This is a genomic window from Brevibacterium sp. LAARM3_SD1, assembly GCF_057364765.1.
On record NZ_JBNFOL010000030.1, the window covers coordinates 25,188 to 51,214 of the forward strand.

General features: G+C 66.0%; 24 protein-coding genes and 2 pseudogenes. 10 read left to right on the plus strand and 16 right to left on the minus strand.

The genetic code is table 11. The annotated features are described in order from the left end of the window. Positions 1-38 precede the first annotated feature (38 nt). The 5 genes and pseudogenes from AC2W7L_RS14890 to AC2W7L_RS14910 all read right to left on the minus strand — a co-directional run bounded on the left by AC2W7L_RS14890 (position 39) and on the right by AC2W7L_RS14910 (position 6,508). Positions 39-1,682 (minus strand): glycoside hydrolase family 3 N-terminal domain-containing protein, encoded by a 1,644-nt coding sequence (locus AC2W7L_RS14890; protein ID WP_486005056.1) that lies wholly within the window; start codon positions 1,680-1,682, stop codon positions 39-41. Between the two features lie 38 nt (positions 1,683-1,720). Continuing rightward, positions 1,721-3,235 (minus strand): mannitol dehydrogenase family protein, encoded by a 1,515-nt coding sequence (locus AC2W7L_RS14895; RefSeq protein WP_486005057.1) that lies wholly within the window; start codon positions 3,233-3,235, stop codon positions 1,721-1,723. Next, positions 3,232-4,184 (minus strand): annotated as a pseudogene (locus AC2W7L_RS14900) (carbohydrate ABC transporter permease). The gene AC2W7L_RS14895 and the pseudogene AC2W7L_RS14900 overlap by 4 nt, the downstream one beginning before the upstream one ends. Then, entirely contained in the window at positions 4,181-5,122 is a 942-nt protein-coding gene (locus AC2W7L_RS14905; protein WP_486005058.1) for a carbohydrate ABC transporter permease, read from the minus strand. Before AC2W7L_RS14905 ends, AC2W7L_RS14900 begins: the two are co-directional and overlap by 4 nt. 27 nt (positions 5,123-5,149) lie before the next feature. Next, a complete protein-coding gene (locus AC2W7L_RS14910; RefSeq protein WP_486005059.1) occupies positions 5,150-6,508 on the minus strand; it encodes an ABC transporter substrate-binding protein in 1,359 nt (452 codons plus the stop codon). 130 nt (positions 6,509-6,638) lie between these two features. On the opposite strand from AC2W7L_RS14910, the gene AC2W7L_RS14915 reads away from it, so the two are divergent. The 4 genes and pseudogenes from AC2W7L_RS14915 to AC2W7L_RS14930 all read left to right on the plus strand — a co-directional run bounded on the left by AC2W7L_RS14915 (position 6,639) and on the right by AC2W7L_RS14930 (position 11,606). Then, positions 6,639-7,649 carry a sugar-binding domain-containing protein gene (locus tag AC2W7L_RS14915; protein ID WP_486005060.1) on the plus strand — a complete coding sequence of 337 codons (1,011 nt, stop codon included), beginning with the start codon at positions 6,639-6,641 and terminating at the stop codon, positions 7,647-7,649. Beyond that, positions 7,646-9,135: pseudogene (locus AC2W7L_RS14920) on the plus strand (xylulokinase); the annotation flags it as partial. The gene AC2W7L_RS14915 and the pseudogene AC2W7L_RS14920, both read left to right, overlap by 4 nt. A 169-nt stretch (positions 9,136-9,304) precedes the next feature. Next, positions 9,305-10,402 carry an ABC transporter ATP-binding protein gene (locus AC2W7L_RS14925; RefSeq protein ID WP_486005061.1) on the plus strand — a complete coding sequence of 366 codons (1,098 nt, stop codon included), beginning with the start codon at positions 9,305-9,307 and terminating at the stop codon, positions 10,400-10,402. A 76-nt stretch (positions 10,403-10,478) separates the two neighbouring features. Beyond that, complete coding sequence (locus AC2W7L_RS14930) at positions 10,479-11,606, plus strand: glutamate--cysteine ligase (protein WP_486005062.1); 1,128 nt, start codon at positions 10,479-10,481, stop codon at positions 11,604-11,606. A 273-nt stretch (positions 11,607-11,879) separates the two neighbouring features. On the opposite strand, the gene AC2W7L_RS14935 is transcribed toward AC2W7L_RS14930, so the two are convergent. From AC2W7L_RS14935 to AC2W7L_RS14950, 4 genes are read right to left on the minus strand one after another with little or no spacing between them, the layout of a single operon-like run. Continuing rightward, positions 11,880-12,434 (minus strand): NUDIX domain-containing protein, encoded by a 555-nt coding sequence (locus AC2W7L_RS14935; protein ID WP_228281323.1) that lies wholly within the window; start codon positions 12,432-12,434, stop codon positions 11,880-11,882. After that, entirely contained in the window at positions 12,421-13,500 is a 1,080-nt protein-coding gene (tsaD, locus tag AC2W7L_RS14940) for a tRNA (adenosine(37)-N6)-threonylcarbamoyltransferase complex transferase subunit TsaD (RefSeq protein WP_486005063.1), read from the minus strand. Before tsaD ends, AC2W7L_RS14935 begins: the two co-directional genes overlap by 14 nt. Continuing rightward, a complete protein-coding gene (locus AC2W7L_RS14945) occupies positions 13,497-14,024 on the minus strand; it encodes an SRPBCC domain-containing protein (RefSeq protein ID WP_486005064.1) in 528 nt (175 codons plus the stop codon). Before AC2W7L_RS14945 ends, tsaD begins: the two co-directional genes overlap by 4 nt. Then, positions 14,021-14,968 (minus strand): aldo/keto reductase, encoded by a 948-nt coding sequence (locus AC2W7L_RS14950; protein ID WP_486005065.1) that lies wholly within the window; start codon positions 14,966-14,968, stop codon positions 14,021-14,023. Before AC2W7L_RS14950 ends, AC2W7L_RS14945 begins: the two co-directional genes overlap by 4 nt. Positions 14,969-15,123: 155 nt before the next feature. Here AC2W7L_RS14950 and AC2W7L_RS14955 point away from each other — a divergent pair, with 155 nt between their 5' ends. After that, entirely contained in the window at positions 15,124-15,762 is a 639-nt protein-coding gene (locus tag AC2W7L_RS14955) for a biliverdin-producing heme oxygenase (RefSeq protein ID WP_486005066.1), read from the plus strand. Here the strand turns inward: AC2W7L_RS14955 and AC2W7L_RS14960 are convergent. Beyond that, on the minus strand, positions 15,759-16,466 hold the full coding sequence (locus AC2W7L_RS14960) for a winged helix-turn-helix transcriptional regulator (RefSeq protein ID WP_486005067.1): 708 nt from the start codon (positions 16,464-16,466) through the stop codon (positions 15,759-15,761). The genes AC2W7L_RS14955 and AC2W7L_RS14960 overlap by 4 nt on opposite strands. Before the next feature lie 60 nt (positions 16,467-16,526). Here AC2W7L_RS14960 and AC2W7L_RS14965 point away from each other — a divergent pair, with 60 nt between their 5' ends. Together AC2W7L_RS14965 and AC2W7L_RS14970 are read left to right on the plus strand one after the other, a co-directional pair. Beyond that, positions 16,527-17,240, plus strand: a complete 714-nt coding sequence (locus AC2W7L_RS14965) for a DUF899 family protein (protein WP_486005068.1) — start codon at positions 16,527-16,529, stop codon at positions 17,238-17,240. A 12-nt stretch (positions 17,241-17,252) separates the two neighbouring features. After that, positions 17,253-18,023 carry an alpha/beta fold hydrolase gene (locus AC2W7L_RS14970; protein WP_486005069.1) on the plus strand — a complete coding sequence of 257 codons (771 nt, stop codon included), beginning with the start codon at positions 17,253-17,255 and terminating at the stop codon, positions 18,021-18,023. Between the two features lie 86 nt (positions 18,024-18,109). Here the strand turns inward: AC2W7L_RS14970 and AC2W7L_RS14975 are convergent, their stop codons facing one another. After that, entirely contained in the window at positions 18,110-19,114 is a 1,005-nt protein-coding gene (locus AC2W7L_RS14975; RefSeq protein WP_486005070.1) for a helix-turn-helix transcriptional regulator, read from the minus strand. A 124-nt stretch (positions 19,115-19,238) separates the two neighbouring features. Here AC2W7L_RS14975 and AC2W7L_RS14980 point away from each other — a divergent pair, with 124 nt between their 5' ends. Continuing rightward, positions 19,239-19,634 carry a RidA family protein gene (locus tag AC2W7L_RS14980; protein ID WP_012832594.1) on the plus strand — a complete coding sequence of 132 codons (396 nt, stop codon included), beginning with the start codon at positions 19,239-19,241 and terminating at the stop codon, positions 19,632-19,634. Positions 19,635-19,713: 79 nt separating this feature from the next. Further along, positions 19,714-20,700 (plus strand): IS481 family transposase, encoded by a 987-nt coding sequence (locus tag AC2W7L_RS14985; RefSeq protein WP_486005071.1) that lies wholly within the window; start codon positions 19,714-19,716, stop codon positions 20,698-20,700. Here the strand turns inward: AC2W7L_RS14985 and AC2W7L_RS14990 are convergent. The 4 genes from AC2W7L_RS14990 to alr are packed head-to-tail and all read right to left on the minus strand — an operon-like array spanning position 20,697 to position 23,744. Continuing rightward, positions 20,697-21,197, minus strand: a complete 501-nt coding sequence (locus AC2W7L_RS14990; protein ID WP_486005072.1) for a GNAT family N-acetyltransferase — start codon at positions 21,195-21,197, stop codon at positions 20,697-20,699. The two genes, AC2W7L_RS14985 and AC2W7L_RS14990, sit on opposite strands and share 4 nt — an antisense overlap. Further along, positions 21,194-21,886: a tRNA (adenosine(37)-N6)-threonylcarbamoyltransferase complex dimerization subunit type 1 TsaB gene (gene tsaB / locus AC2W7L_RS14995; RefSeq protein ID WP_486005073.1), complete on the minus strand. Its 693-nt coding sequence runs from the start codon at positions 21,884-21,886 to the stop codon at positions 21,194-21,196. Before tsaB ends, AC2W7L_RS14990 begins: the two co-directional genes overlap by 4 nt. Then, positions 21,883-22,536, minus strand: a complete 654-nt coding sequence (gene tsaE / locus AC2W7L_RS15000) for a tRNA (adenosine(37)-N6)-threonylcarbamoyltransferase complex ATPase subunit type 1 TsaE (protein ID WP_486005074.1) — start codon at positions 22,534-22,536, stop codon at positions 21,883-21,885. The genes tsaB and tsaE overlap by 4 nt, the downstream gene beginning before the upstream one ends. Further along, on the minus strand, positions 22,536-23,744 hold the full coding sequence (gene alr / locus AC2W7L_RS15005; protein ID WP_486005075.1) for an alanine racemase: 1,209 nt from the start codon (positions 23,742-23,744) through the stop codon (positions 22,536-22,538). The genes tsaE and alr overlap by 1 nt, the downstream gene beginning before the upstream one ends. Before the next feature lie 252 nt (positions 23,745-23,996). Between alr and AC2W7L_RS15010 the strand changes: the two genes are divergently transcribed. After that, on the plus strand, positions 23,997-24,674 hold the full coding sequence (locus tag AC2W7L_RS15010) for a hypothetical protein (protein WP_486005076.1): 678 nt from the start codon (positions 23,997-23,999) through the stop codon (positions 24,672-24,674). Positions 24,675-24,690: 16 nt separating this feature from the next. Here AC2W7L_RS15010 and AC2W7L_RS15015 read toward each other — a convergent pair. Next, positions 24,691-26,027: bifunctional ADP-dependent NAD(P)H-hydrate dehydratase/NAD(P)H-hydrate epimerase (locus AC2W7L_RS15015; protein WP_486005077.1), on the minus strand; the 1,337-nt coding region annotated here is incomplete at its 5' end.

Consider the following 26,027-nt stretch of genomic DNA (forward strand, 5'->3'; position numbering starts at 1 on the left):
CGGCATGCATCGTCCGGAAGTCGCAGAGCCGGCCGTGATCACCCGCAGTCGGGAGCTTTGTCGCTGCCGTCGTATTCGGCAGGCAACTGCCCGGCCGCTTCGAGGTCGCCCTTCAACCACTTCGCCACGGCTCGCAGCGCGTAGGGGTTCGAATCATACGCGGTCACCGCGGATTTCGCCGAGGTGCTGCGCATCGTCCACGGAGCAGCGGTGCCCACAGCCACCTCGGCGGAGGTCGACGGGCTCAGGCTCACGGAGGTTCCGCCGGATCCGACGGTGAGGTCCTCGGCTTCGGCCGCTTCCTTCAGCGCCGCCTTCTCCTTGTCACTGCCGCCGACGATCGAGATCGAGTCCGTACCCGCGAAGGAGCATTTGCCCTTGAGCACGGTGAGGGACTTGTCAGCGACCTTCGTGAGGACCTTCTTCGGATCCTTGGCGTCCGAGTCACCGGCCTGCACGCTCTTCTGCGCCTCGGCGGTGGCCAGCTGCGCGGCGACGACGCGCTCGGACTTCTCGACGAGGTCCTTCTTCTTCAGCGTCCCGTCCCCCATCGCCTTGACGATCGCCTTCTGTGCCGCACCGGAATCCGGGGGCATGAGCGCGATATCGGCTCCGGCGGCGAGCGCCTTGACGGTCTCTCCGCCGTTCAGGTTCTGCGGCACGGCTTTCATGTTCAGCGCATCCGTGGCGATGACGCCGTCATAGTCGAGGGTCTCACGCAGCGCCGAATACGCCTTCTCATTCAGCGTCGCGGGCGTCGTCTTCGCATCGGGCAGCCCGATATGGCCCATCATCACCATCGGCACCCCGGCCCTGACCGCGGATTTGAACGGCAGAAGATCCGAGTCCTCCATCTCCTCGATCGACTTCTCCGACACCGGCAGGCTCTCGTGCGAATCGACTCCGAGGCGGCCGTGTCCCGGGAAGTGCTTCGCCGAACTCGACACCCCACCGGAGCGGTAACCTTCGACGGCGTCGGCGACGACCTCGGCGACGTCCTCATGGTCGGTGCCGCCCGAGCGGACGTTGATCGCCTTGTCCTTCGGCCCGACCGTGACGTCGGAGTCCGGGGCGAAGTCGATGGTAAAGCCCAGATCGGCGAGGTTCTTCCCCTGCACGGTCGTGGCGTCGGTGATGAGGTCGGAATCGTCGGTGGCGGCCAAGCCCATGAGCGGTGGGAACGGCAGCGCGGCCGAGCTCAGCCGAGACACCGGACCGCCTTCCTGGTCGACGCCGATCGACACGGGCTGGCCTTTGGTCCGTGCCCCGGAGATCTGACCAGTCAGTTTCGTGACCTGATCCTTCGTCGGATTCTCCGACAGGTTGTAACCCATGACGATGACCCCGCCGAGGTGGTTCTGCTTGACCATGTCCACCGGGGTCTGCGTGTCCGTGCCTTCCCAGGTGCCGATGATGAGGGACCCGGCGAGTTCGTCGTCGGAGAAGTCGCCGACGATGTCCGCGGCCTCATCTTTGAAATCGCCCGGATCCGCTTCGGCGGGATCGTCCAGAGACGATTCGGTCTCCGTCTGGGCCCCCGATTGCGGATCAGACTCAGCGGCCGATTCCGCAGATGACTGCGTGTCATTGGTATCAGGTTCGGGCGTCGACGCTCCGCCGGAACAGCCGACGAGCGCGAGAGTCGTGGTCAGGGCCAGGAGGCTCAGGCGAGAACGCAACATGCCTCCATGCTAAACGTTCTCGCCTGCGCACCGCCTGTTCACAGCTCCTCGTGAGCGGCCAGGCGGCGGGCGGTCTCCTTCGCTCCTCGTTCGTGCAGCGAGGCCAGGGTCTGCAGGTACGGTTCGGTGAACCGCGGCTCCTCAGCCAGATGGCCGAAGAACTGTTCCTGCCGGACGAAGGCCAGCGGGTCCTCACCCTGTTTCGCGGCCACCGCCTGCAGCTCCTCGGCATAGCGGTCGACGATGGTGAACCGACCGCCGGTTTCGTCATGTCCTTCGGCATAGCGGGCCCACGAGGCGCAGATCGCCGCGGCCACCTCGATGGGGTGACCGGAGGCGAGGTTGTCCTTGACCACGGGCAGCAGCCATTTGGGGATCCGGTCGGAGGATTCGGCACCGAGGCGGGCGAGAGTATCGCGGATCTCCGGGTTGCTGAACCGTTCGATGAGCGAATCCTTGTACTTCTCGAGGTCGATCCCGGGCAGCGGCGACAGGCTCGGCGTTCCCTCTTCGTCCATGTATCGGCGCAGGTAGACGGGGATGTCCGGGTTCGCCATCGCCTCGTGTGCGAAGGTGTATCCGCCGAGGAGGCCGAAGTACGCGAGCCCCTGATGCCCGGAGTTGAGCAGCCGCAGCTTCATATGCTCATAGGGCTGCACATCGTCGACGACCTGCACCCGGGCCTCTTCGTAGGGCGGACGTCCGGAGGTGAAGTCGTCTTCGAGCACCCATTGGAAGAAGGGCTCGGCGACGACCGGCCAGGCATCGGTGACTCCCGTGTCGGCCAGCAGGTCGGCCCGGTCACCATCGGTCGTGGCCGGGGTGATGCGGTCGACCATCGAGTTCGGGAACGACACGGTCTCACCGATCCACTCGGCGAGTTCGGCATCGACGAGGCGTGCGAAGGCAGCGAACATCTTCGCCGCCACCTCACCGTTCTCGGAGATGTTGTCGCACGACTGCACGGTGAACGGTGCGACTCCGGCTTCGCGCCGCGCCCGCAGGGCGGAGACGATGTATCCGAAGACGGTCGCCGGCAGCTCACCGGCGCGCAGGGCCTCGACATCGGCGACGATCGTCGGCTCGTCGGCGATGAACTCCCCGGTGACGGGGTTGACGTTGTACCCGCCCTCGGTGACGGTCAGCGAGACGATCCTGATCGTCTCATCGGTGAGCAGATCGAGCAGTCCGGCAGGGTCGTCGGGTCCGAACCGGTAGTCGATGATCGACCCGATCACCCGACGTTCCTTCGTTCCATCGGCATGCTTGAGCGTCAGCGTGTACAGATGATCCTGGTCGGCCAGGGCATCGCGCATAGCCACGTCGTGGGGCAGAACTCCGGCTCCGACGATCCCCCAGTCGGAGACGAGACCTTTCTGCATGAGATCGTCGAGGACCATCGCCATATGGGCGCGGTGGAATCCGCCGACTCCGAAGTGGACGATGCCGGGACGGACGGCCGACCGATCATAGGTGGGCACGGCGATGCCGTGGTCGGCCACCTCGGCGAGGTTGTGGGAGTTGAGGGTCAGCGCGGTGGTCGGTGCGGTCATTTGACGGCTCCCATGGACAGGCCCTGGACGAGTTTGTCCTGAGCGGCGATTCCGGCCGCGAGCACGGGCACGGAGATGATGAGCGAGGCCGCGCACACCTGCGACAGGAACAGGCCCTGGGAGGTGACGAAGCTGGTGAGGAACACGGGTGCCGTCGATGCCGCTGTGGAGGTGAGCACGGTGGCGAAGAGGAGTTCGTTCCACGAGAAGATGAAGCAGATCAGGGCAGTCGCGGCCAGTCCGGGGGCTGTCAGCGGCAGCAGGATCTGCATGAAGACGCGCGGCAGGCGGGCGCGTCGAGTTCGGCGGCTTCGAGGACTTCGACGGGCACCTCGGCGAGGAAGGAGCGCATCATCCACACCGCGATCGGCATGTTCATCGCCGAGTAGATGATGATGAGCAGCAGCCAGGTGTCGAGGATGCCGAAGGACTTCGCGACGAGGTAGACGGGCAGGAGGCCCGCGACCATCGGCAGCATCTTCGTCGACAGCAGGAAGAACAGCACGTCCGACCAGCGTTCGATGCGGCGGATCGCCAGCGAGTACGCGGCCATCGTCGACAGCACGAGGACGATGAGGGTCGAGACGATCGCGGCGACCGCGGAGTTGATGAGGAACGGCCATGGGCTCGCGCCGTTGCCGCCGCCGAAGAAGTTCGCGTAGGACTCCAGGGTCAGCGGGGCGAAGTAGCTCGGCGGGTTCGTCGAGGCGTCGGTCTCCGCGTGCAGGCTGGTCAGCAGCATCCACAGCAGGGGCGAGACGAACAGGAGCCCGACGAACCAGGCCAACAGGCCGAGCAGGATCTTGCCCGCCCGACCCTGGCCGGGCCGCCTCGGTGCGTTCGCCTTCCGCCGAGGCGGCTCTGCGGAACCGGGTCCGCCCGGTTCGGTCGGGGTGGGGGTCACCCCGGGTGCGGGGTGGGAGTCCACGGTGAGGTCGGGGGTGCTCATGAGTTCTCCTCCTTGAGCAGGGTCGATGCGGTGCGCAGAGCGAAGGTCGCGGTGATGAGCGAGGCGACGACGACGATGACGCCGACGGCGGACGCGACTCCGTAGTCCTGGGCGACGAAGAACTCCTGGTAGATGACGTACGGCAGGTTGGCGGTGCCGAGCCCTCCGGAGGTCATCGTGAAGACCATGTCGAAGTTCTGGACGATGTAGATCGTGCCCAGCAGCGCGGCGAGTTCGATGTACCGGCGCAGATGCGGCAGGGTGATGAAGCGGAAGGTCTGCCACGGCCCGGCCCCGTCGACCAACGCCGCCTCGTAGACGTCCATGGGTCGCGACTGCAGTCCGGCGAGCATGATGAGCATCATGAACGGCGTCCACTGCCAGACGAGGACGATCCCGATGCCCAGCAGCGGATTCGAGGTCATCAGGTCCGGCTGCGGGGCATTCTCACCGAACACGGTGGTCAGCAGTCCGTTGATCAAACCGTAGGAGGGGTTGAAGATCGCGTGCTTGAACAGCAGTGCGGCGGCGACGGGAACGACGAGGAACGGGGTGATCATCAGGGTGCGGACGACCCCTCGGCCGATGAACTTCCGATCGAGCAGCAGGGCGATGCCCAGGCCCAGCAGTGCGGAAGCCAGCACGACGCCGACGGTCAGCCCGACGGTGACGAACACGGCCTTGAGCAGGTTCGCATCGGTGAAGACGGTGACATAGTTCTGCAGCGTCCCGAAGCTGATGTCATCGGGGTAGGCGGCATTCCAGTTCATGAACGAGATGATGATCGTGATCGCGAACGGAATCTGGGTGACGAGGATGACGAAGATCAGCGCCGGCAGCATGGGCGCACGTTTGAGCCATCGATCCTTGGCACGGGGTTTCGGCGGCGTGATCGGCTGCGATGCACGCTCAGCGGCTGGAGCTGACACTTCGAACATCCTTCGTCAGGCGGGTGGTGCGGGCAGTCACTTCTTGTATTTGTCTGCGACCTTCTCCGCGGCCTTCTGTCCCTTCTCCAGGGCAGCGTCGGCGGTCGTGCGTCCGGCGATGGCGGAGCTGACGTCTTCGGAGATGCCCGTGGCGAGGTCCGCGAATTCGGGGATCGTCACGAACTGGACGCCCAGCGTCGGCCGCGGCTGGACACCGGGGCTGACCGGATCGGCCGAGTTGATGGCGTCTTCGGTCTGCTGGTAGAAGGGCTCTGCGGCCTTCTGGTACTCGGGGTTCTCATAGGTCGAGGTCCGCTTGCCGGCGGGTACGTGCTGCCAGCCGAGTTCCTCCGCCACGGTCTCCTCGTAGTCCTTCGACGAGGCCCAGGCGACGAATTCCTTCGCCGCGTCCTGGTTCTTGCCTGCGGCCTGGATGCCCCATGCCCAGGTGTAGAGCCAGGAGCTCGATTCCGTCTCCTTCACCGGTGCCGCGACGTAGCCGATCTTGCCCTTGACGGGAGAGTCATCGGCCTCGAGGGTGCCGGTGGCGGCCGTCGAGTCGTACCACATGGCGACCTTGCCCTGCTGCAGGTTCGTCAGGCATTCGGTGTAGCCGGCCTGCGGGGCACCGGACTCGCCGTGCTCCTTGATGAGATCGACGTAGAAGTTCGTCGCCTCCTTGAATTCCTTCGAGTCGACCTGGGCATTCCAGTCCTCGTCGAACCAGGTGCCGCCGAAGGTGTTGACCACGGTCGTCAGCGGGGCGAACATCTCACCCCAGCCCGGCAGTCCGCGCAGGCAGATGCCCTTCGTGCCCTTCTCCACACCGTCGACCTTCTCCGCAAGATCTGCGACCTCGTCCCAGGTCGGCTTCTCCGGCATCTCCACACCGGCTTTCTCGAAGATGTCCGTGCGGTACATGAGGAACGACCCCTCACCGTAGAACGGCTCGCCGTAGATCTGGTCGTCGACCGTCATCGATTCGGCCATGGGTGCGAGGATGTCGTCCTGGTCGAAGCCCTCGGCATCGACGACGCCGTCGTCCATGGGCGTGAGCCACTTGTTCTTCGCGTAGGTCGGGATCTCATAGTTCGACAGCGAGGCGACATCGTAGTTGCCGGCCTGGGCGGCGAACTCCTGTCCGATCTTCGCCCGCACCTCGTTCTCGGGCAGCACGGTGTAGTTGACCTTGATGCCGGTGTCCTTGGTGAAGTGGTCGGCCGTGAGCTTCTGCAGGTCCTGCATCTGCGGGTTGTTGACCATGAGGACGTTGACCTCATCGCCGCCGCCTCCGGCCGAGCTGCCGCCGGCGCCGCCACAGCCGGACAATGCCAGCGCTCCGACCATTCCGATGGCCGCCCAGGTGACTCTCCGGCCTGTGATCAGGTGTTTCATCGTTGTGCCTTCCCTCGTCCTTGCGGGATTGCAGCCCGCCATCGGTTCGCTGCGAGAAAATCATATGAGCATCGGTGCTCATATGTGCAATACTGTGTCACGAACCGATCAGATGTGCAACACTTCACATATGAGCGAACACAAAGACGTCGACGCCGAAGGGAGGACAATGTCCACGGTGCCCACCGCCCGCCACCGCCGCTTCCTCGCGCAGCTGGCCCGCGATCACTACCTCGAGGGCCGGTCGAAGGTCGAGATCGGCAAGGCGAACGGACTCAGCCGGTTTCAGGTCGCCCGCCTCCTCCAAGAGGCCGTCGACACCGGGGTCGTGACCATCACGATCGAAGCCGATGCCGGTGAAGCCGACGGTCAGGCCGAGCAGGTCGCCGAGTCGCTGGGCCTGAACTCGGTCGTCATCGTCGACATCCCCGACGACACCCAGGCCTCCCAGCAGATGGGGCGGGCCGCACTGTCGCTGGTCGGGAGGCACGCTCATGCGGGAATGCGCATCGGCCTGTCCTGGTCGCGCACGCTCGATTCCGCGGCCGCGTTCACCCCGGCTCTGCCCCGGTGCACGATCGTCCAGCTCGCCGGCGCCCTCCGCTTGGAATCGCACCGTCCCAGCTCGGAGATCTTCACCCGGCTGGGCCAGGATCCGGCCGTGAGCATGGTCCGCCTGCCGGCCCCGCTGCTCGTCACCGAGGCCGGAACCGCCGCTGACCTGCGTGCCCTGCCCGAGATCTCCGGGGCCCTGGCCGCCGCCGATGACCTCGACCTCGCCGTGGTCTCCGTGGCCTCCTGGGCCGAGGGACTGTCCTCCGTGTGGGAGAAGTGCTCCCCTGCCCAGCGTCAGGCAGGAATCGACGACGGCGCCATCGCCGAGGTGTCCGGACGACTGTTCGCCGCCGACGGAGCCGATGTCACCACGTTCGACGACCGCGTCATCGCCGTCACTCTCGATCAGCTCCGCCGCGCCACGACGACCGTCGGAGTCGCCCGCGGAGCCGAACGCGCCCGCGCCGTCCGCGCCGCCTGCGCCGCCGGGATCCTCGACATCGCGATCATCGACCGTGCACTCGCCGTTGAGATCCTCGCCGAGGCGGCCGACACTCCCCCATCTTCCGCTGGGGAGTCCCGATGAGCACGCATCGCAGGTTCGTCGCCGGTGTCGACTCCTCGACCCAGAGCTGCAAGGTCGTCATCGCCGACCCGGACTCCGGCAACATCATCCGCACCGGTTCGGCACCGCACCCACCCGGCACCGAGGTCGACCCCGAAGCGTGGTGGACGGCCCTGCACGAGGCGATCGCGGCGCCGGCGGACTCGACGATGTCGCGGGATTGAGCATCAGCGGACAGCAGCATGGCCTCGTCGCCCTCGACACAGAGGGACGGGTCATCCGCGATGCCCTGCTGTGGAACGACCTGCGCAGCAAGGCCGCGGCCAGGGACCTCATCGCCGAGGTCGGAGCCGCCGACTATGTCGCACGCACCGGGATCCTGCCCGTCGCCTCCTTCACCGGCGCCAAACTGCGGTGGCTGCGCGATGCCGAACCGGACAATGCCGCCCGGGTCGCTGCCGTCGCCCTCCCCCATGACTGGCTGACCTGGCGCTTCCTCGGATACGGACCCGCAGATGTCTCCGTTCGCGGTCCCGTGCTCGACGCACTGGTCACCGACGCCTCCGACGCCAGCGGCACCGCCTACTTCGATCCCTCGACCTCCCGCTACGACCTCGACCTCTTCCGCACGGCCTTCGGTCAGCTCGCTCGTGAAGCCGCAGGCCTGCCGTGCGCGACGGATACGGACGTGGAGGTCGAGTCACTGGACGTGGGAGGGGACGGGGAAGCCGCCTCGGCGATCATTCTTCCCCGCGTTCTCACCCCCACCGAGGCGGCCGGGCACAGCCCGGACGGAATCCTCGTCGGGCCCGGGGCCGGGGACAATGCGGCCGCGGCGCTGGGACTCGGGGTCGCCTCGGGGGATCTCGTCATCTCGATCGGCACCTCGGGCACCGTCTTCGGCACGACCGACCTGACCATCGCCGATTCGACCGGCGCGGTCGCCGGATTCGCCTCGGCCGACGGCGGACGCCTGCCGCTGGTCGCCACCCTCAATGCCGCCCGAGTCCTCGATTCGGCGGCGAAGCTGCTGCGTGTCAGCCACGACGAACTCGCGGCCCTGGCGCTGGCGTCCCAGCCGGGGGCGGACGGGCTCACACTAGTGCCGTACTTCGAGGGCGAGCGCACCCCGAATCTGCCCGATGCCACGGCTCGTCTCGAGGGGATGACCTTGGCCAACTCCTCGGCGGAGAGCGTGCGCGCGCCTTCGTCGAAGGCATGCTGTGCGGTCTGGCGGACGGCCTCGACGCGGTGCAGGCGCAGGGCTTGGAAGCCGGACGGCTGCTGCTCATCGGCGGGGCGGCACGCAACCCGGCAGTCCGGGAGGTCGCCCGCGATATCTTCACCGTGCCCATCGACGTTCCCGAACAGGCCGAATACGTTGCCATCGGGGCGGCCCGGCAGGCGGCGTGGACGCTGTCGGGGAGCCTTCCGGACTGGAGCGTCGAGCTCGTCGCCACTCTGCATCCGCGGCCATCGCGGGTGCGTCAGCAGTACCGGTTCTATGCACAGCAGACGGCGCGTCTCGTTTCGTCCGAAAGCTCGTCGCCCGATCGCTCATCGTCCGAGAATTCGTCGCCCGATCAAACACCGTCCGATCAAACTCTGTCCGATCAATCACTGACCGATCATCGTGGATCTTCGGGTGCGGATGCATCCGTGAAAGGTTGAGAACAATGGCCACAGTCACCTTCGACAAAGCACTGCGTCAGTATCCTGAAGCATTGAAGCCCTCCGTCGACGAGGTCTGCCTCGACATCGCCGACGGGGAGTTCCTCGTCCTCGTCGGCCCCTCGGGCTGCGGGAAGTCGACGACCCTGCGTATGCTCGCCGGGCTCGAACCCGTCGATTCCGGGCACATCCGCATCGGCGACCACGATGTCACGGACCTCTCCCCCAGGGAACGCGATATTGCGATGGTGTTCCAGAACTACGCGCTCTACCCGCATATGAGTGTGCGTGAGAACATGGCGTTCGCGCTCAAGATCGCAGGCATTTCGAAGCAGGAACGCGACCAGCGCGTCGAGGAGGCCGCCCGCCTGCTCGACCTGGAGGCGTACCTCGACCGCAAACCGAAGGCACTGTCCGGCGGGCAGCGGCAGCGTGTGGCGATGGGTCGGGCCATCGTCCGGTCCCCGCAGGTCTTCCTCATGGACGAGCCGCTGTCGAACCTCGATGCGAAGCTGCGTGTGCAGACCCGCGCGCAGATCGCGTCACTGACCCGCCGCCTCGGCGTCACCACCGTCTACGTCACCCACGATCAGGTGGAGGCGATGACGATGGGCGACCGGGTCGCGGTCCTCGCCGATGGACGGCTGCAGCAGGTGGACACTCCGGCGAATCTCTACGATCGTCCGGCGAACCTCTTCGTCGCGGGCTTCATGGGTTCGCCGGCGATGAACCTCATCGACGTGCCGGTTCAGGGAACGTCGCTGCGCCTCGGCGATGTCGAACTCTCCCTCACTCCGGAACAGCGTGACCAGGTCACGGGTGAGACGGTCACTGTCGGCATCCGTCCTGAGGATCTGCAGGTCACCGACGACAAGGGGCTCGAGGTCACCGTCGATCTCGTCGAGGAGCTCGGCGCCGATGCCTATGTCCACGGCCGGGCGGGACTGGCTTCGGGTGAGACGACGGTTGTCGCGCGGGTTGCCGGTCGGTCGACGATCCGTCGTGGGGACACCGTGCGCGTCGTTCCCGACGCCGCGCGCCTGCACCTCTTCGACACCGCTTCGGGCAGCCGATTGTCAGCGGACGCACGCCGGGCCGCGTGAGGAATGCGGGGCATCACACAGCTCGAATATCACCGCCGAGACAGGCGAATCGAGCGTGCGCGTTTATGATCGGATCATGGTCGATTTCGCGCGCTCTCCCCGCTCCACCCTCGGTGTCGAGTGGGAACTGGCTCTGCTGGATTCTCGCAGCCTGGACCTGACCCCGGCCGCCGAGACCCTCTTGGCGGACCTGGCCGAGTATGCGCCCGAGTTCGAGAAGCACATCGTCGGTGAGATGCTGACGAACACCATCGAACTCGTCACCGGGGTGCATACCCAGGTGTCGACCGTCGCCGAGGATCTGGCCACCTCGATCGGGGCGCTGCGGAAGCTGACCGAGGCGCGCGGCATCGAACTGATGTCGGCGGGTACCCACCCGTTCGCGCAGTGGCAGTCGCAGGAGGTCCGGGCGAAGGACCGCTACCTCGAACTCGTCGACCGCACCCAATGGTGGGGTCGGAACATGCTGATCTTCGGTGTCCATGTCCACGTCGGCATCGACTCGCGCGACAAGGTGCTGCCGATCGTCAACGCACTGCTCGCCTATGTCCCGCACCTGCAGGCATTGAGTGCATCGTCACCGTTCTGGGGCGGCACGGACACCGGCTATGCCTCGAACCGAGCGATGATGTTCCAGCAGCTGCCGACCGCGGGGCTGCCGTTCCAGTTCGATCAGTGGGCGGACTACGAGAAGTACGTCGACGATATGCTCACCACCGGAATCATCGACAACATCAACGAGATCCGCTGGGACATCCGACCCGCCCCGCACTGGGGCACCGTCGAGGTCCGCGTGTGCGACGGACTCCCGACGCTCGAGGAGATCCTCGCAGTCACCGCTTTCATCCAGTGCCTCGTCGATGACATGTCGGAGCGCCTCGACGCCGGTGAGACCCTGCCGACGATGCCCGATTGGTTCCACAACGAGAACAAGTGGCGTGCGGCCCGCTACGGCATGGACGCGATCATCATCGAAAACGCCGCGGCCGACGAGCGTCTCGTCACCGAATGCCTCGCCGATGAGATCGAGCGGCTCTCTCCCGTCGCCGAACGCCTCGGCTGTTCCGACGAGCTGCACTCGATCACCTCGATCATCGAACGCGGTGTGCCCTACCAGCGTCTGCAGAAGGTCTTCGGCGCCACCGGTTCGCTCACCGAGGTGACCCGGTCGCTCATCCGCGACCTCCGCAATTCGTACAGCTGAGACCTGGCCGTTCGCCGAGAAACGGGCTGAGCGTCTAAAAACGGTTGCGCACGGCACACCCGTGTCTCGACACGTTGCCCGTTTCTCGACGAATCGAAGTGAGCCTCAGCCCGTTTTTCGCGCGCAACACGTCGCCACCCTCGATTTCCTGGTCGATCCGCGGCGTTCAGAGAGCCTGAATCAACGTGGATCGACCAAACAATCCGCCGCGGAGTCGCGCCAGAGCGCGTGCACTGCGAACAAGCACCCGACCCGCCACCCCTAGTCACCCACTCACAGGTGCGGGCGGAGCAGTTCCATCAGCGTCGGCAGTGCTGAGGCGACTCCCGGGTGCAGCTCGTAGTCGTCGAGCTCGTCCAACGGCACCCACGCCAGCTGGATGCTCTCGGGGTCGTTGATGACGGCGTCGAAACGTCGCAGGGTCTTCGCGATCACCGTCGTGTACGACCAGGTGTCGAGGTCGAGGACATGCGTCTCGAGGATCTCGATGCCCGATCCGTCCTGCTCAGGCACCCCGGCTTCTTCCCACGATTCTCGGATCGCGGCTTCGACGGCTGACTCACCCATATCGCGGGCCCCGCCGGGGAAGCCCCAGGTTCCGCCCTCGACCGACCACAGCGCCCGATGCTGCATGAGCACCCCGCGTTCGGGATCGACGAGCATGAGCCCCGCGGCCCCGTTGAGGCCCCAATGCTTCTTCCCATCGGACCCGTACGTCCACCCATCACCCGATCGCCGAGGCGGCCGACCGTCAGGCAGACGCGTTGACTTCGCCGCCTGTGAGTTCCGCTCGGCGGCGCTGTTCGGGTCGTTCTCAGACGAGGACATGATCGACATCCAATGAGGAGACGGCAGCGAAGGACAGGTCGCTCGGCCCGATTCCGCGGGAGACGAGCTCCGCACCGAGAGCCGCGACCATGGCCCCATTATCGGTGCAGAGTTTCAGCGGCGGCACCCGCAGCGTCACGCCCGCTTCGGCGCAGCGGTCGGCGAGCACCTCACGCAGGTGAGTGTTCGCCGCGACTCCCCCGCCGAGGACGACATGGTTGATTCCCGTGTCGGCCGCCGCGAGCAGAGTCTTGGTCACGAGGACGTCGACAACGGCATCTTCGAAGCCAGCGGCGATATCGGCCACCCGCAGGTCCGCGCCCAGAGTCTCCGCTTTCGTCACCTCGCGCAGGGCCGCCGTCTTGAGTCCGGAGAACGAGAAATTGTAGCGTCGCTCGGGGTCACGGAGGTCCTGCTTCTTCGCGAGTCCACGCGGGAACTTCACGGCATTCCGGTCGCCGGGGGCTCCGGTACCATCGAGCAGGCCGAGGGCGGCCTTCGAGATGTTCGGGCCGCCGGGATAGTTGAGCCCCAACAGGCGTGCGGTCTTGTCGAAGGCCTCGCCTGCGGCATCGTCGATGGTGGCGCCGAGGAGTTCGATGTCGTCGACGACATCTCCGATGCGCAGAATCTCAGTGTGCCCGCCCGAGACGAGCAGAGCGATGGTCGGCGTGGTCAATCCGTCGATATCCTCGGCGACGAGGTCGACGGCCACATGCGCGGCCAGATGGTTCACTCCGTAGAGCGGTTTGTTCAGCGCCGCGGCAAGCCCTTTGGCCGCGCCGACTCCGACCATGAGTGCACCGGAGAGCCCAGGCCCGGCGGTCACGGCGACGGCGTCGATATCGGCCAACTCCACTTCGGCGGTCTCACACGCCGACGCGATGGCCGGGCCGATGGCCTGCACATGAGCGCGGGAGGCGACTTCGGGCACGACTCCGCCGAAGCGGACGTGCTCGTCCATCGACGAGGACACGGTGTTCGTCAGCAGTGTGCGTCCGCGGACGATACCGACCCCGGTTTCGTCGCACGAGGATTCGATGCCCAGGACGAGCGGTTCGCTCATGCCTCGCCCTCCGTGCCGTCCGCAGTCTCTGCGATTTCGAGGTCGAGGTCGGAATAGGTGGCGACGAGTTCGGGTTCGGTCGCCTCGGCGATATCGATGCCGAGGGTGCGGGCGAACAGGCGCAGATGTGTGTCCCACATCGGCCCCACCTCGGCGGCCTGGGCCCGGGCGGTCTCAACATCCGATGCAGTGTGGGTGAACACGAGCAGGGTCTCCTGACCGGTCTCCCCCTCGAGCGGCATCACGCGGAGGCCGAGCACTCCGAAGTCGTCGAGTTCGAGCAGAACGTGGTCGAAGTCCTCGCAGCTGAGGACGGACCCGCTCAGATCGATGTCTTCGAGTGCGAACGCAATCGTGCGTGTCTCTCCGTCCTCGCCGAGGCGGAACGGCGCGAACCATGTCCGCACACTGTCCGAATCGGTCAGCGCGTTCCACACCGTTTCGACGTCGCGGCCCAGGAACAGCTCGATGACGAGATCGGTGCCGTTCTCCCAGGTGACCAGGCGCGGTCTGGTGTCGCTCATGCTTCCACCCAGGCTCCGTCGAGGGCGGCCTTCTGATCAGGACTCAGCTGCATCTCCGTTCCGGCGAGCAGCTCGGTGAGCTGTTCGGGCACGCGCGCCGAGGCGATCGTCGAGGGAATGAAATCGTGGGTAAGCTGCCAGGCGATGGCCGTGGCCGTCATCGTGGCACCGTGGTCGGCGGCGACATCGTGGAGGACTTCGAGAGCTCCGAGTGCCTTCTGATCCTCGACGAAATCGGCCACACGTTCACCGCGCACACTGCCGGTGGCGTCACCGCCGGTGTGCTTTCCGGTGAGGAACCCGGAAGCCAGCGAGTGGAACGGCAGTTCGGCGATGCCCTCGGAGCGCAGGTACGCCTGCTTCTGCGGATCGACCGCGGCGCGGGAGACGAGGTTGAAACGGTCTTGGACGACCCGGTAGCAGGCCAGGGAGAACTTCGTCGAGATCTTCCGCGCCTTCTGCAGACGTTCGAGGCTGAAGTTCGATGCCCCGAGGTAGCTGACCTTGCCGGAGCGGACGAGCGCGTCGAAGGTCTCGGCGACGGCGACCTGGTCGACGTCGGGATCGTCTTTGTGGGCGTAGTAGACGTCGATGCGGTCGGTGCCGAGCCGGCGCAGTGACGCGTCGACGCAGTTGCGGATGTTCGCCGGGTCGAGGCCCTGTCCCTTCGGGTGCATGCCGACCTTGGTGGCGATGACCATGTCGTCGCGATTGCCGCGCGCCTTCATCCATTCGCCGATGATCGTCTCGGATTCTCCGCCCGAGTTCCCCTCGACCCAGGCCGAGTACGCATCGGCGGTGTCGATGAAGTTTCCGCCGGCCTCGGCATAGGCGTCGAGGACCGCGAAGCTCTGATCCCGATCCGCACCCCAGCCGAAGGGATTGCCTCCCAGCTGAAGAGGGTGAACGACGAGATCGGTATCTGCCAATTGCACACGTGTCATAGCCCCCAGACTACCCTTTTGACCTCCACGGCTTCGGGGCCGGACCACCTCCCGGAACTCAGGTTAGGCTAAGCTATAGGGATGCAATGATGCCCGTCACACCATCTCGGCGGCAGACCAGCAATCGATTGGCCGCACTCCCCCAAGGAAACATCATGTCTGAACCGTTCTCCGCTCGCCTCAAGGCCAGCACCGCCACCATCCACGACGAAGTCGAACACACCACCTTCATAGTCGATCTCATGGAGGGACGGCTCGATTCCCAGGCATACGCTCTTCTGCTCAAGCAGTACGACGTCATCTATGCCGTGCTCGAGTCGAGGTCGCGGGAGTTCGCCGACGATCCGGTCTTCGCGCCGTTCTTCGACGCCGCGCTGTTCCGGGCCGAACGCATTGCCGCCGACCTGACTGCGCTCGACGGCACCGAGCTGCCGGTCATGCCCAGTGCCACCGTCTATGCCACGCACCTTGCGGGGCTCGAGCGCGCCGAACAGGTCATCGCCCACCACTACACGCGCTACCTCGGGGATCTCTCCGGCGGCCAGGCGATCGGCACCCTCATGGGCCGGCACTACAGTCTGCCGGCGACCTCACTGACGATGTGGGATTTCACGGCTCTGGGTAAGACGAAGCCGTACAAGGACGCCTACCGTCGACTCCTCGACCAGGTTGCAGCGACCGGCGGTGACGAGCAGATCGTCGTCGACGAGACGATGGAAGCGTTCCGACTCAATGGAGCGCTGCTCGTCGACCTCACCGAGGCGACCGATAACCGCGCGGTTCCCGTCGCCTAAGTGTTGCCGGCCAGACCTTCGCCGACACTATTCGCATTGGCGGCCACCTCTTGGCGCAATGATTTCAGGAGTCGTTCCACTTCGCCCCTGCTGCCAGACACGGCGCCCCCGGGCAGAGGAGCGTCGTCGAATACCGCCGCTGCCCAGTCGGTAGCGACTGTGTCGATGCGCGCGTCAGGATGCTCGAGGCTTCCGCGGCTGATGCGCAGCCCTCTGCTGTTACATTCAAGGGCGTAGTCATATGTCGACAATTGGCGGCCCCTCACATCAGAGAGGCGCAGTTGGATCTGCACGCCACGGGCAAGTCGAGTGTTCGAGGCCATCGAACGCATCGCGAGAACAGCCGCGTCCGGAGTAAGACCGCCGGAGGCGGGTACGGTCGGGGAGCGCTGAGCCCACCGTCCGAGAGCGTGCATGATCGGCTCGAGCTCATGCCCCCAAGCGGTGAGCTCATAGACCTTAACCCTCGCCGGCGGGTCGAGCTCCCGTGATTCGAGGATCCCCCGGTCCTCGAGGCTTCGAAGCCGAGTTGTCATGACCGCCGGAGTGATGCCATGTGCCGATGACTGCAACTCGCTGAAGCGCTTCGGCCCGAGGAAAAGCTCGCGGATCACGATGTACGCCCAATGCTCGGAGATCAGCTCCATCGCATGAGCGGTGCGGCATGCGTCGCCATGATCCGCGTACGTTTTCTTCACTGGCATTGTTCGATCGTACCAAACGACTCTTTACAACATACCACCTACTATGTTTAACATAGTTTCATGAATGAGACAGCGTCGTCTGACCTGCCCTTGAAGATCGTTGATCGCGGAAGCTGGATCACTTCCCTGGCCGAGGTGACCGCACAGGAGAAAGCACACACACGTACTGGTGACGCCCTCGCCGCATTACGGCGACGACTGCCCGTCACCCCAGTCGGCGAGGCGACGCTGATCGGCCCCGAGGGGAGGATCCCCTTCACGAAAGCGTTCGCGGGCCGTCGACTGCTCATCGCCTATACCTTCATGTGGAACCACGGCCGACCAGCCTCGGAGCAGTGCATGGGATGCACCTTCTCAGTTTCACAGCTGCCCCCACAGACCTACTTCTCCGAGCGTGACGTCACCCTCGCCGTCATGTCCGAAGGCTCCTGGCCCGAACTCGCTTCATACCGGCAATTCATGGGCTGGACGCAGCCGTGGTATTCCACCTCCGCCGCTTACGGCAATCCCGCCGTTGCAGGAGAGAAGTTCCTACGTTGCTACGTACGCGACGGCGATGACGCCTATCTCACTTACGAGACCACCGATCGAGGCACCGAGGTGATGGACCCGATCCTCGGCCTCCTCGACCGCACCGTCTTCGGGCGCCAGGAGACCTGGGAAGACTCGCCGGCGGGCTGGCCACAGACCACGACTGGGGCATGGTGGCGACGGGACGGTCGTCCGGTCGCCCAGCTCGAGCGTCTCACCTACCCCGCTGCACACCGACACTAGAGAAGAGTGATCATGTCTTGCCACATCCGATCCACCGACGGGACACCGATCTCGTGGTCGGCCGAAGGCACCGGCCCCGCAGTCGTCGTCATCGACCCGATCATGGTTGACCGCCGACTCAGCCCCAATGGCCCACTGGAGGCAGAGCTCGCCTCGGCGTTCACTGTGATCCGCTACGACCGCCGCGGCAAAGGCGACTCTGCATGCGAGGGTCCGATCACGCCGGATTCCGAGATAGCTGACCTACGCGCGGTCATCAACGCGGCTTCTCCTGATGCCCCTCCTGCCGTGTACGGACTGTCGTCCGGAGGTTCACTCGGGCTGCTGGCAAGCGGGCGAGGTGTGCCGATGAGCGCTCTCGTCGTGATGGAGCCACCGTCGAACCCCCCTGACGTCGAAACCGTCATAGCAAGGACCGAAACCCTAGTCGCGAACGGACACAACGTCGAGGCCGTCCGCGAGTTCTACGTCTACCAAGGGATGCCAGAGGACGTGATCAACCACATGACCGACTTCGCCGAAGCCTGCGCACCATACGCCGGTACGATCCCTGTCGACCTCCGCATCGCCGAACTCCTGACGCCGGAGATACTTGCACAGATCAATGCCCCCGTGTTGGCCGTGGCCAGCGAAGCCAGCCCACCACAGCTCAGGGAATTCTCGGAGTTCGTGGGGTCGCACGCGCCGACAAGCGAGGTCAGGACGCTGGCCGGTGACTGGCATGGCGTGCCGGATGACGTACTCGGAACTGCGGTTACTGAGTTCATCAGTGCTGTCAGGTGACTTCGCGTCGCCGCAATGCTCCGCCTGCTTTGGCGATCTGCATTCGCGTATTCCCCAACGTTGCAGACACGTACGGTTCCAGTCGCCTAGTTGCACTGACCGGACACGTTAGTCGGTACGGATCGTCGGGATCGATAACGTGCCGTCAATGCTTCGGCACGCACGTACATCGCATCGCGGACGGATTCTGGCGCTAGTACTTCGGCGTCCGTATCAAGCCGCCACACTGCCCACACCGCGTGGCGCAGGTCTTCGAAGGTCACGTCGAGGCGGATCCAATCATCCGGCTCCGGTTCCTCGGCCCGGACAGCGCTGGCATTCTCCAGCAGTTCCTCACGACGTGAGGTCTTGATGCGGACGACGACGGGGATGTGTTTCTCGGAGAGGAACTGTGCGGTGCGCTCGGCCCAGATGCGGTCGAGATCGACCTGCGCGGGGCGTTGCGCTGGTTCGGGGAGCGCTTCGGCGCTGAGCATCCGAGACAGACGGTAAGTCCGATCGTCTCCAGACCTCGTCGCCAGCAGGTAGGTGCGCCCGCGGACGGTGACCAGTCCAATCGGATCGACGGTTCGACGACTCGGTGCTTTACCAGGTGCCGCGTAGTTGAATCGCAGCCGGCGGCCGGTGAGCACCGCGGCTCGGACCTCGCTCATGACGCCGTCGGCCAGGTCTTCGGTGGGGGCACGGCGAGAGAGCATGTCGGTCTCCGGCTCCACGAGGAACCGTTTGGCCGCATCGCCGAGACTCACCTGGTGCCCCTCGGGCAGCGCGTCGACGATCTTGCGCATCGCCGAGGCTAGCGGTGCGCTGAGGCCGAAGACCTTCTCGCCGCGGTCTGATCCGGCGGTGAGCAGCGCGAGTGCCTCGTCATGGTTCAGCCCGGTCAGTTCGGTGCGGAAGCCGGGAAGGAGTGAATAGCCGCCGTGTCGACCACGGTCGGCGTAAACGGGGACGCCCGCAGTCGAGAGGGCGTCGATGTCGCGCAACACGGTGCGCGTGGACACTTCGAGCTCACTGGCCAGCTGGTCGGCGGTTACTCGGCCTCGCTGGCGCAGCAAGAGCACCAGCGAGACCAGTCGGTCTGCTCGCATGCATCCATCTTTACCAGAAAACACGACACAAGGTGTCGTGATTCGTTGGGAGGCTAGTAGCGCAGCGTCGAGGACGGCGGCCATAGGGCGGCCGGGCGCTGCGGAACGAATGAACGGAGCAGCAATGGAACGCACGGCAGTAAATCCGGTGACGTGGTCGCAGGAGATGGGCTTCAACCAGGGCGAAGTCATCTCAGGGGAGACACGGACGCTGTACATCTCGGGACAGACAGCGATGAGCAAGGATGGTCGGCCCGAGCATGACGGGGACGTCGAGGCCCAGCTCGCGCTGGCCGTGGCGAACCTCGAGGCCGTGCTCGCCGAGGCCGGTATGTCGATGGAGAACCTGGTCCGCCTCAACGTCTACACCACCGACGTGGACGCGATGTTCCCGCACTACGGCGTGCTCGCCGGGAAGCTCGGGGCGGCAGGAGTCGCCCCGACTACCACGATGCTCGGCGTCACCCGCCTGGCGATCCCCGGCCAGATGGTCGAGCTCGAAGGAACCGCTGTCGCATAACGTTTTCCCCTTTTTGAACCTCATCTCGGACGGTCAGCAGGGTAACCCTGCTGACCGTCCGACAGTCCTAAGGAGTCCCATGTCCCACGCAAATGCCGCTCTGACTCCCCGCCACCGCCTCAAAGTCGCTTGCCTGGTCGTAGATGACGGCTGGCCGATCAGCGAGGTCGCCGCTCGCTTCCAGGTGTCCTGGCCGACAGTGAAGCGGTGGGTAGGCCGCTACGCAAATGGCGAATCGATGCACGACCGGTCCTCGCGACCGAAGACCTCGCCGCACAAGACGCGCAAGGCGACGACGAAGCGGTGCGTGAGCCTGCGCCTGCGACTTCGCGAAGGGCCGGTCCAACTCGCGAGCAGGCTCGGAATCGCGCCGTCCACCGTGCATCGAATCCTCACGACCGCCCGGCTGAACCGGCTCGCATACGTAGACCGCGCCACAGGCGAACCTGTCCGCCGTTACGAGCATGACTACCCCGGGTCGCTCGTGCACGTGGATGTGAAGAAGCTCGGGAACATCCCCGACGGAGGCGGCTGGCGCTATGTCGGCCGCCGCCAAGGCGAGAAGAACCGCTCCGCCACCCCAGGCAAGCCCCGCAGCAAGTGGCACAACCCCAAGCTGGGGTACGCGTTCGTGCACACCGTTATCGACGACCACTCCCGCGTCGCGTACACCGAAGTTCACGACGACGAGACCGCCATCACCGCCGTCGCCGTCCTGCACCGGGCGGTCAACTGGTTTGCCGACCGCGGCGTCACCATCGAACGCGTCCTGTCGGACAACGGCGGCGCGTACCGCTCCCTCCTGTGGCGCGACACCTGCGAGGAACTTTCGATCACACCGAAGCGCACACGGCCTTACCGCCCGCAGACCAACGGGAAAGTCGAGAGGTTCCACCGCACCATGGCCGACGGGTGGGCCTACGCCCGCTGCTACCGCAGCGAGCAGGATCGCCGCGACGCCCTGCAATCCTGGCTGCACCAGTACAACCAACATCGTCCGCACACGGCCTGCGGCAACCAGCCGCCCTTCTCACGATTGATCAACGTGTCCGGTCAGTACACCTAGTCGCCGATCCGCAGCCGCATGAGGATTGCCGCCGCACCCGGGTAGTAGTCGGGGCGTCGTCCCCACTCTTCGAATCCGAACGAGGCGTACATCGCCAGCGCCGCGGCATTGCGTTCATCGACTTCGAGGTGGACGACCTCGCAGCCGCGGTCCTGCGCCCAATCGATTCCGGCCTGCAGCAGGTCGCGGCCGATTCCCTTGCCGCGAGCCGCCCCGGTGGTCGCAATCGTCATCACGTCGGCTTCCGCGCCGGCCCCCGACATGACGATCCAGCCCGCCAGTTCCCCCGCCGAGGCGGTGTGGTCCCTGTCGGCGGAAGTGGAGTCCGCGTCCCCCGCCGAGGCGGTCCTGGCGGCGAGCATGACCGTGCCGTTCTGCGCCTTGACCGACCAGTAGTAGCCGAGCGTCCATGCGGTCGGACCGAAGATCGCCGCATCGTGGTGGGCCACCTCGGCGAGGTCCCACCAGGGAAGCTCGGCGATGGTCGTGGAGGTCATTTCAATGAGCTCTCGCGTACCGGGGTCGCTTTCGCATCGGGTTCGCGCAGGTATTCGGGGATCGGTTCGCGCAACTCTCGGCCGGCGGCGAGTTCCCGTGCCGCGGCGAGGGCGAGGTACTCGGCGCGAGGATCGGTGATCGACTCGACGCTCGGCCCTCCGAGGATGTCCGGGTAGAGGAGGAACCCTCGGCCGAGCTTTTCCTCGATCGCGTCGAGCTGAAAGCCGTTGTCGGCAAGAACCGAGGCGACCTCAGCCGGTTTCGCCACGAACGGTCCGGCGCTCAGCGTGGCGTCGGCGGAATCGACGACGCTGAAATACACCTCTTTGCGTCGGGCGTCCGAGGCGATGAGGACGGGGCGGCCCGATTCATCCGCCTCGGTGCGCACGAATTCTTCGGCGATCGCCGCCTGGGACAGCAGACCCTTGACGGGGATTCCGCGGGCCTGGCCGACGGCGATTCCGGCGGCGATGCCCACGCGCAATCCGGTGAAGGGGCCGGGCCCGATGCCGACGACGACGAGCTCGGGTCGGGCATCCTCAGCGAGGATCCGGGCCAGGGCCGGGCCGATGAATTCGACGTGTCGACGCTGGTCATCGGCCTGTTCGGCAGCGATGACCGAACCGGTGTCTGTGTCGACCAGCGCCACAGAAGCCGACTGCGAGGTGTCGATGCTCAGAATGATCATGGTTCGTCTCCCTCATTCGCCGAGTCCTCACCGGGTCGGTCTGCGGAGGTCGAGCCGTCGACTCTGATGCCCGCTAGAGCCGAGACGGCGGCCTCAACCTCAGGCATGCGGGCGACCCAGGCGGCTCCATGACCGGTGATGTCGACGGTGCGCCGTTCGTCCTCGAGTGCGTCCTCGTCGTCTGCACTGACCAGTTCGTCATCTGCACTGACCAACTCGTCGCCCCCGGCGTCCCCGGCGTCCCCGGCAACCCTGGCATCTACGTCCCCCACCGGTGTGATGGTGATGTCGAGGTGATCGCTGCTGAGCTGCTCGGCCATCCCGGCACCCCATTCGACGACCGTGATCGACTCGTCCAGTTCGGAGTCGAGATCGAGGTCTTCGAGCTCCTCCCCATCGGCCAACCGGTACGCGTCGACGTGGACGAGGGCAGGGCCGCCCGTGCGCGACAGGTGTTCGCGTGCGATGACAAACGTCGGCGAGGTGATCCGCCCGGTCACATCGAGGGCCTTGCCCAACGACTGGGTGAACGTCGTCTTCCCCGCCCCGAGGTTGCCCGTGAGGATGAGCAGGTCACCGGCGCACAGGTGGTCGGCCACGGCCGCAGCGAACGTGCGCATCTGCTCCAGGGATTCGAGATGGACCCTCATTACTCCTCTTCCTTCTTGACGACCCGGTCGACGCGGGCGCTGAGCTGGGTGACGATCTCGTAGTTGATCGTATTCGCCCAGGTCCCCCACTCGGCCGCGCTCGGCCCACCGGGACCGAAGAGGACGACCTCGTCGCCGATCGCCACCTCAGTGTTGCCGGCACCGATATCGATGATCATCTGATCCATGGCGATGCGCCCGACGACGGGATAGCGACGACCGCGGATGGCCACCTCGGCGCGGTTCGATGCCGCCCGCGGCAGTCCGTCCCCGTACCCACCGGGCACGAGCGCGAACCGGGTGTCGGTCGCAGCGGTGAACGTCAGCCCGTAGGAGGCGCCGTGACCTGCGGGAATGTCCTTGAGATTGATGACGCTGGAGGTCAGCCGCATGACCGGCCGGAGCCCGAGAGCCGCCGGATCCCCGTCTCCGAGCGGGGACAGGCCGTAGAGCGCGAGTCCCACCCTCGCCGAGGTGCCCGGGCACGGTCCCAGGGTGAGTGCGCCCGGTGAGTTCGCGATGTGGACGTCCAGGTCATCCGATTCGCCGAGGCGGCCGTCCGTGGCGTCGAGCACTGCCCGCAGCTGCCCGTGGGCGGAGGAGAAGACCGCGCTCTGCGCTGCGGTCTCGGGACGTTCGGGTTCGTCGGCGACCGCGAAGTGGCTCATGATCCCGACGATGCGGATATCGGCAGCAGCATCAGGGTCGGTGTCAGCGGCGAGACTGTCTTCGGCGTGACGGCGCAGCCAGTCGAAGGCGCGGACGAGGGCCTCCGGGGACAGTCCGTTGCGCCCGAGTCCGGTGTCGACCTTCAGGTGGGCGCGGGCGGTGATGCCGGTGCGGCGGGCCGTCTCGGCGAGTCGGTCGAGGGAGTCGACCGTTGAGATCCCCAGCTGGATGTCGGCGCGCACAGCCTCGTCGAGGTCGGTGGTGGGCCCATAGAGCCAGGCGAGGATCTGCGCTTCGGGTCCGAGCAGGCTGCGGAGATGAAGGGCTTCGGGGATCGTGGCCACACAGAACTCGCGCCACCCGGCCGAGTAGAGGGCGGGGGCGACGAGGTCGATGCCATGGCCGTAGGCGTTGGCCTTGACGACGCATTTGAGGCGGGCGGGAGAGAGGCGATCGGCAAGGACGGCGGCGTTGCCGCACAGGGCAGCCTCGTCGATCTCGGCCCGGACGAGAGCCTCGGGGATGTCGAAAGATGTCACTGGATAAGACTACCGCCGACCCTTGCCGACCAGCAGTATCGGGACCTGCTGTCGGACCCGGACGAGGCCGATCCCACAACGGGTGCGGAGGTCCGGATCGTCATCGTGAGAATGCTCCGTCCCCGGTCAGCGACTTCGTTACGCTGGTCCCCCGCGACCGTCAGCACTTTTGGTGCCGTCGTCGCAGGTGCAGCCGACGACGCGTTCGGCGAAGACCGGCTCGACGAGTCATTCGATGAAGAAGGAGACATCATGCACACCACATCAGCCCGCACCCTCGCAATGGTGATCACGGCAGTCCTGTTCGCTGCGGTCCTCACCGTGGCCGGTCAGACCGGCCCCGCCGAGGCGGCCGCGAAGTACTGCACCGGCGTCGAGGCGAACTCGTCGGTCACTGCCGCGAAGGCCATCGAAGTCAAGCAGCGGTCGACGATCACCGCCGATATCTACCTGTGCAAGAAGTCCGGCGACCGGTACGTCCGCGACAGCGGCCCGTTTAAGGCTCGCCTCGGCCACAACGGAACGACGTCGAACAAGCGGGAAGGCGACGGGAAGACCCCGAAGGGCGTGTTCTGGATGCGCGACGGCTTCGGCACCTCGTCGAATCCCGGACTGAGCAAACCGTGGACGAAGGTCACCCGCGACCACGTCTGGGTCGACGGCGATGCAACGAAGGCCGAGGGCTACAACACGATGCAGCTGAAGTCGGAAGGGTTTGAGGGCGAATCGCTCTACCAACCGAAGCCGTACAAGTATGCCCAGGTCATCGGCTACAACGAGGCGCGCACCCCGGGCAAGGGATCGGCGATCTTCCTGCACGCGAATACGGAGTCGATGAAGACCGCCGGCTGCGTGTCGATGTACGAGTCCAGCCTCGTCAAAGCGATGAAGTGGCAGGGATCGACGAAGACGCAGATCCTCATCCACTGAGGCCGATCGAGCGGATTCAGTCCGCACCATGGATGAGTTCACTGACCACCTCGGCGAGGGCGTCGGCGAACCCGGACGCGGTCACAGCACGCCGGCCGGCCTCGTTGTGCAGCAGCACTCCGAGCCCGACCAGGCGCGCCCACTCGCGGGGCGGACGTGTCCGGTCGTCACCGTCGTAGCGTCCGTGGGCGGCGGCGATCGCGGCGAGCGTGCCGAGAATCCCGGCGAGCACGTCCCCGGACCCTGCCGTGGCGAGGCTGCCCGGCCCAGGTGTCGGTAGGACGACGTGCCCGTCGGGGGCCGCGATGACCGTGTGATGGCCTTTGAGCAGGACGATCGCACCGGTCAGCTCCGCGGCTCGCTGCGCCCACCGGATCGGGTTCGCCCCGATCCGACCCGCGGTGATGATCTCGCCGAGGAGGCGGCTGAGCAGCCGCGCCAGCTCGGCGGCATGCGGGGTGATGATGAGCGGCCGGTCGGCCAGCCAGGTGTCGGCCATCGATTCGGCGCGGGCGATCATGTCGAGGCCGCCTGCGTCGACGACGACCGGTGTGCGGTTACCGGTCAGGGCGTCGGCGACGCCCTGCACGAATTCGGACTCGGGATCGCCCGGGCCGAGGACGACGGCGTCGATGCGTCCGGACGCGCTGACCACCTCGGGGTGGAGGCCGAGAACGAATTCGGCGACGAGCGGGGAGCCGAGGTAACGGACCATTCCGGCTCCGGTGTTCACCGCCGAGGTGGTGGTGAGCACGCCCGCGCCCGGGTAGTCCTCGGAGCCGGCGAGGACCCCGGTGACACCGCGGGAGTACTTGTGCCCGGTCGCATCGGGGCGCGGGAATCCGGTGACGAGATCATCGTGATCGAGCAGCTCCGCGGTCGTCTGCCCGGGGTCGAGACCGAGTCCGATATCAATGACGTCGATGGTGCCGATGAACTCGTCCACGCGCGGATCGATGAGTTCGGTCTTGAGGCCGCCGAAGGTCACCGTGAGGTCGGCGTGGAGTCGTTTCTCTGCCCCGGTGTGGTTCGGGTCGAGGTCGGAGGGAACATCGACGGCGATGAGGCGGCCGGTGCGGTGCGGGGCCCAGTCGGCGATGAGTGCGGAGATGTGCTCGGGCAGTCCGCGCCGACCGCCGGTGCCGAGGATGCCGTCGAGGACGAGGTCCGCACGAGAGAGTTCGCTCAGGGCATCGGCACGATCGGCGTCGGACTCGGCCGTCGTGAAGGTGACGACCTGTGCCCCGGCTGCCCGTGCCGCAGCCAGCCCTTCGTCGTGAGTGCGGTCGAAGAGGGTGATGACCGTGACGGCGGCACCACGTCTCGCCCAAGGTCGGCCGCGGCGAAGAGGGC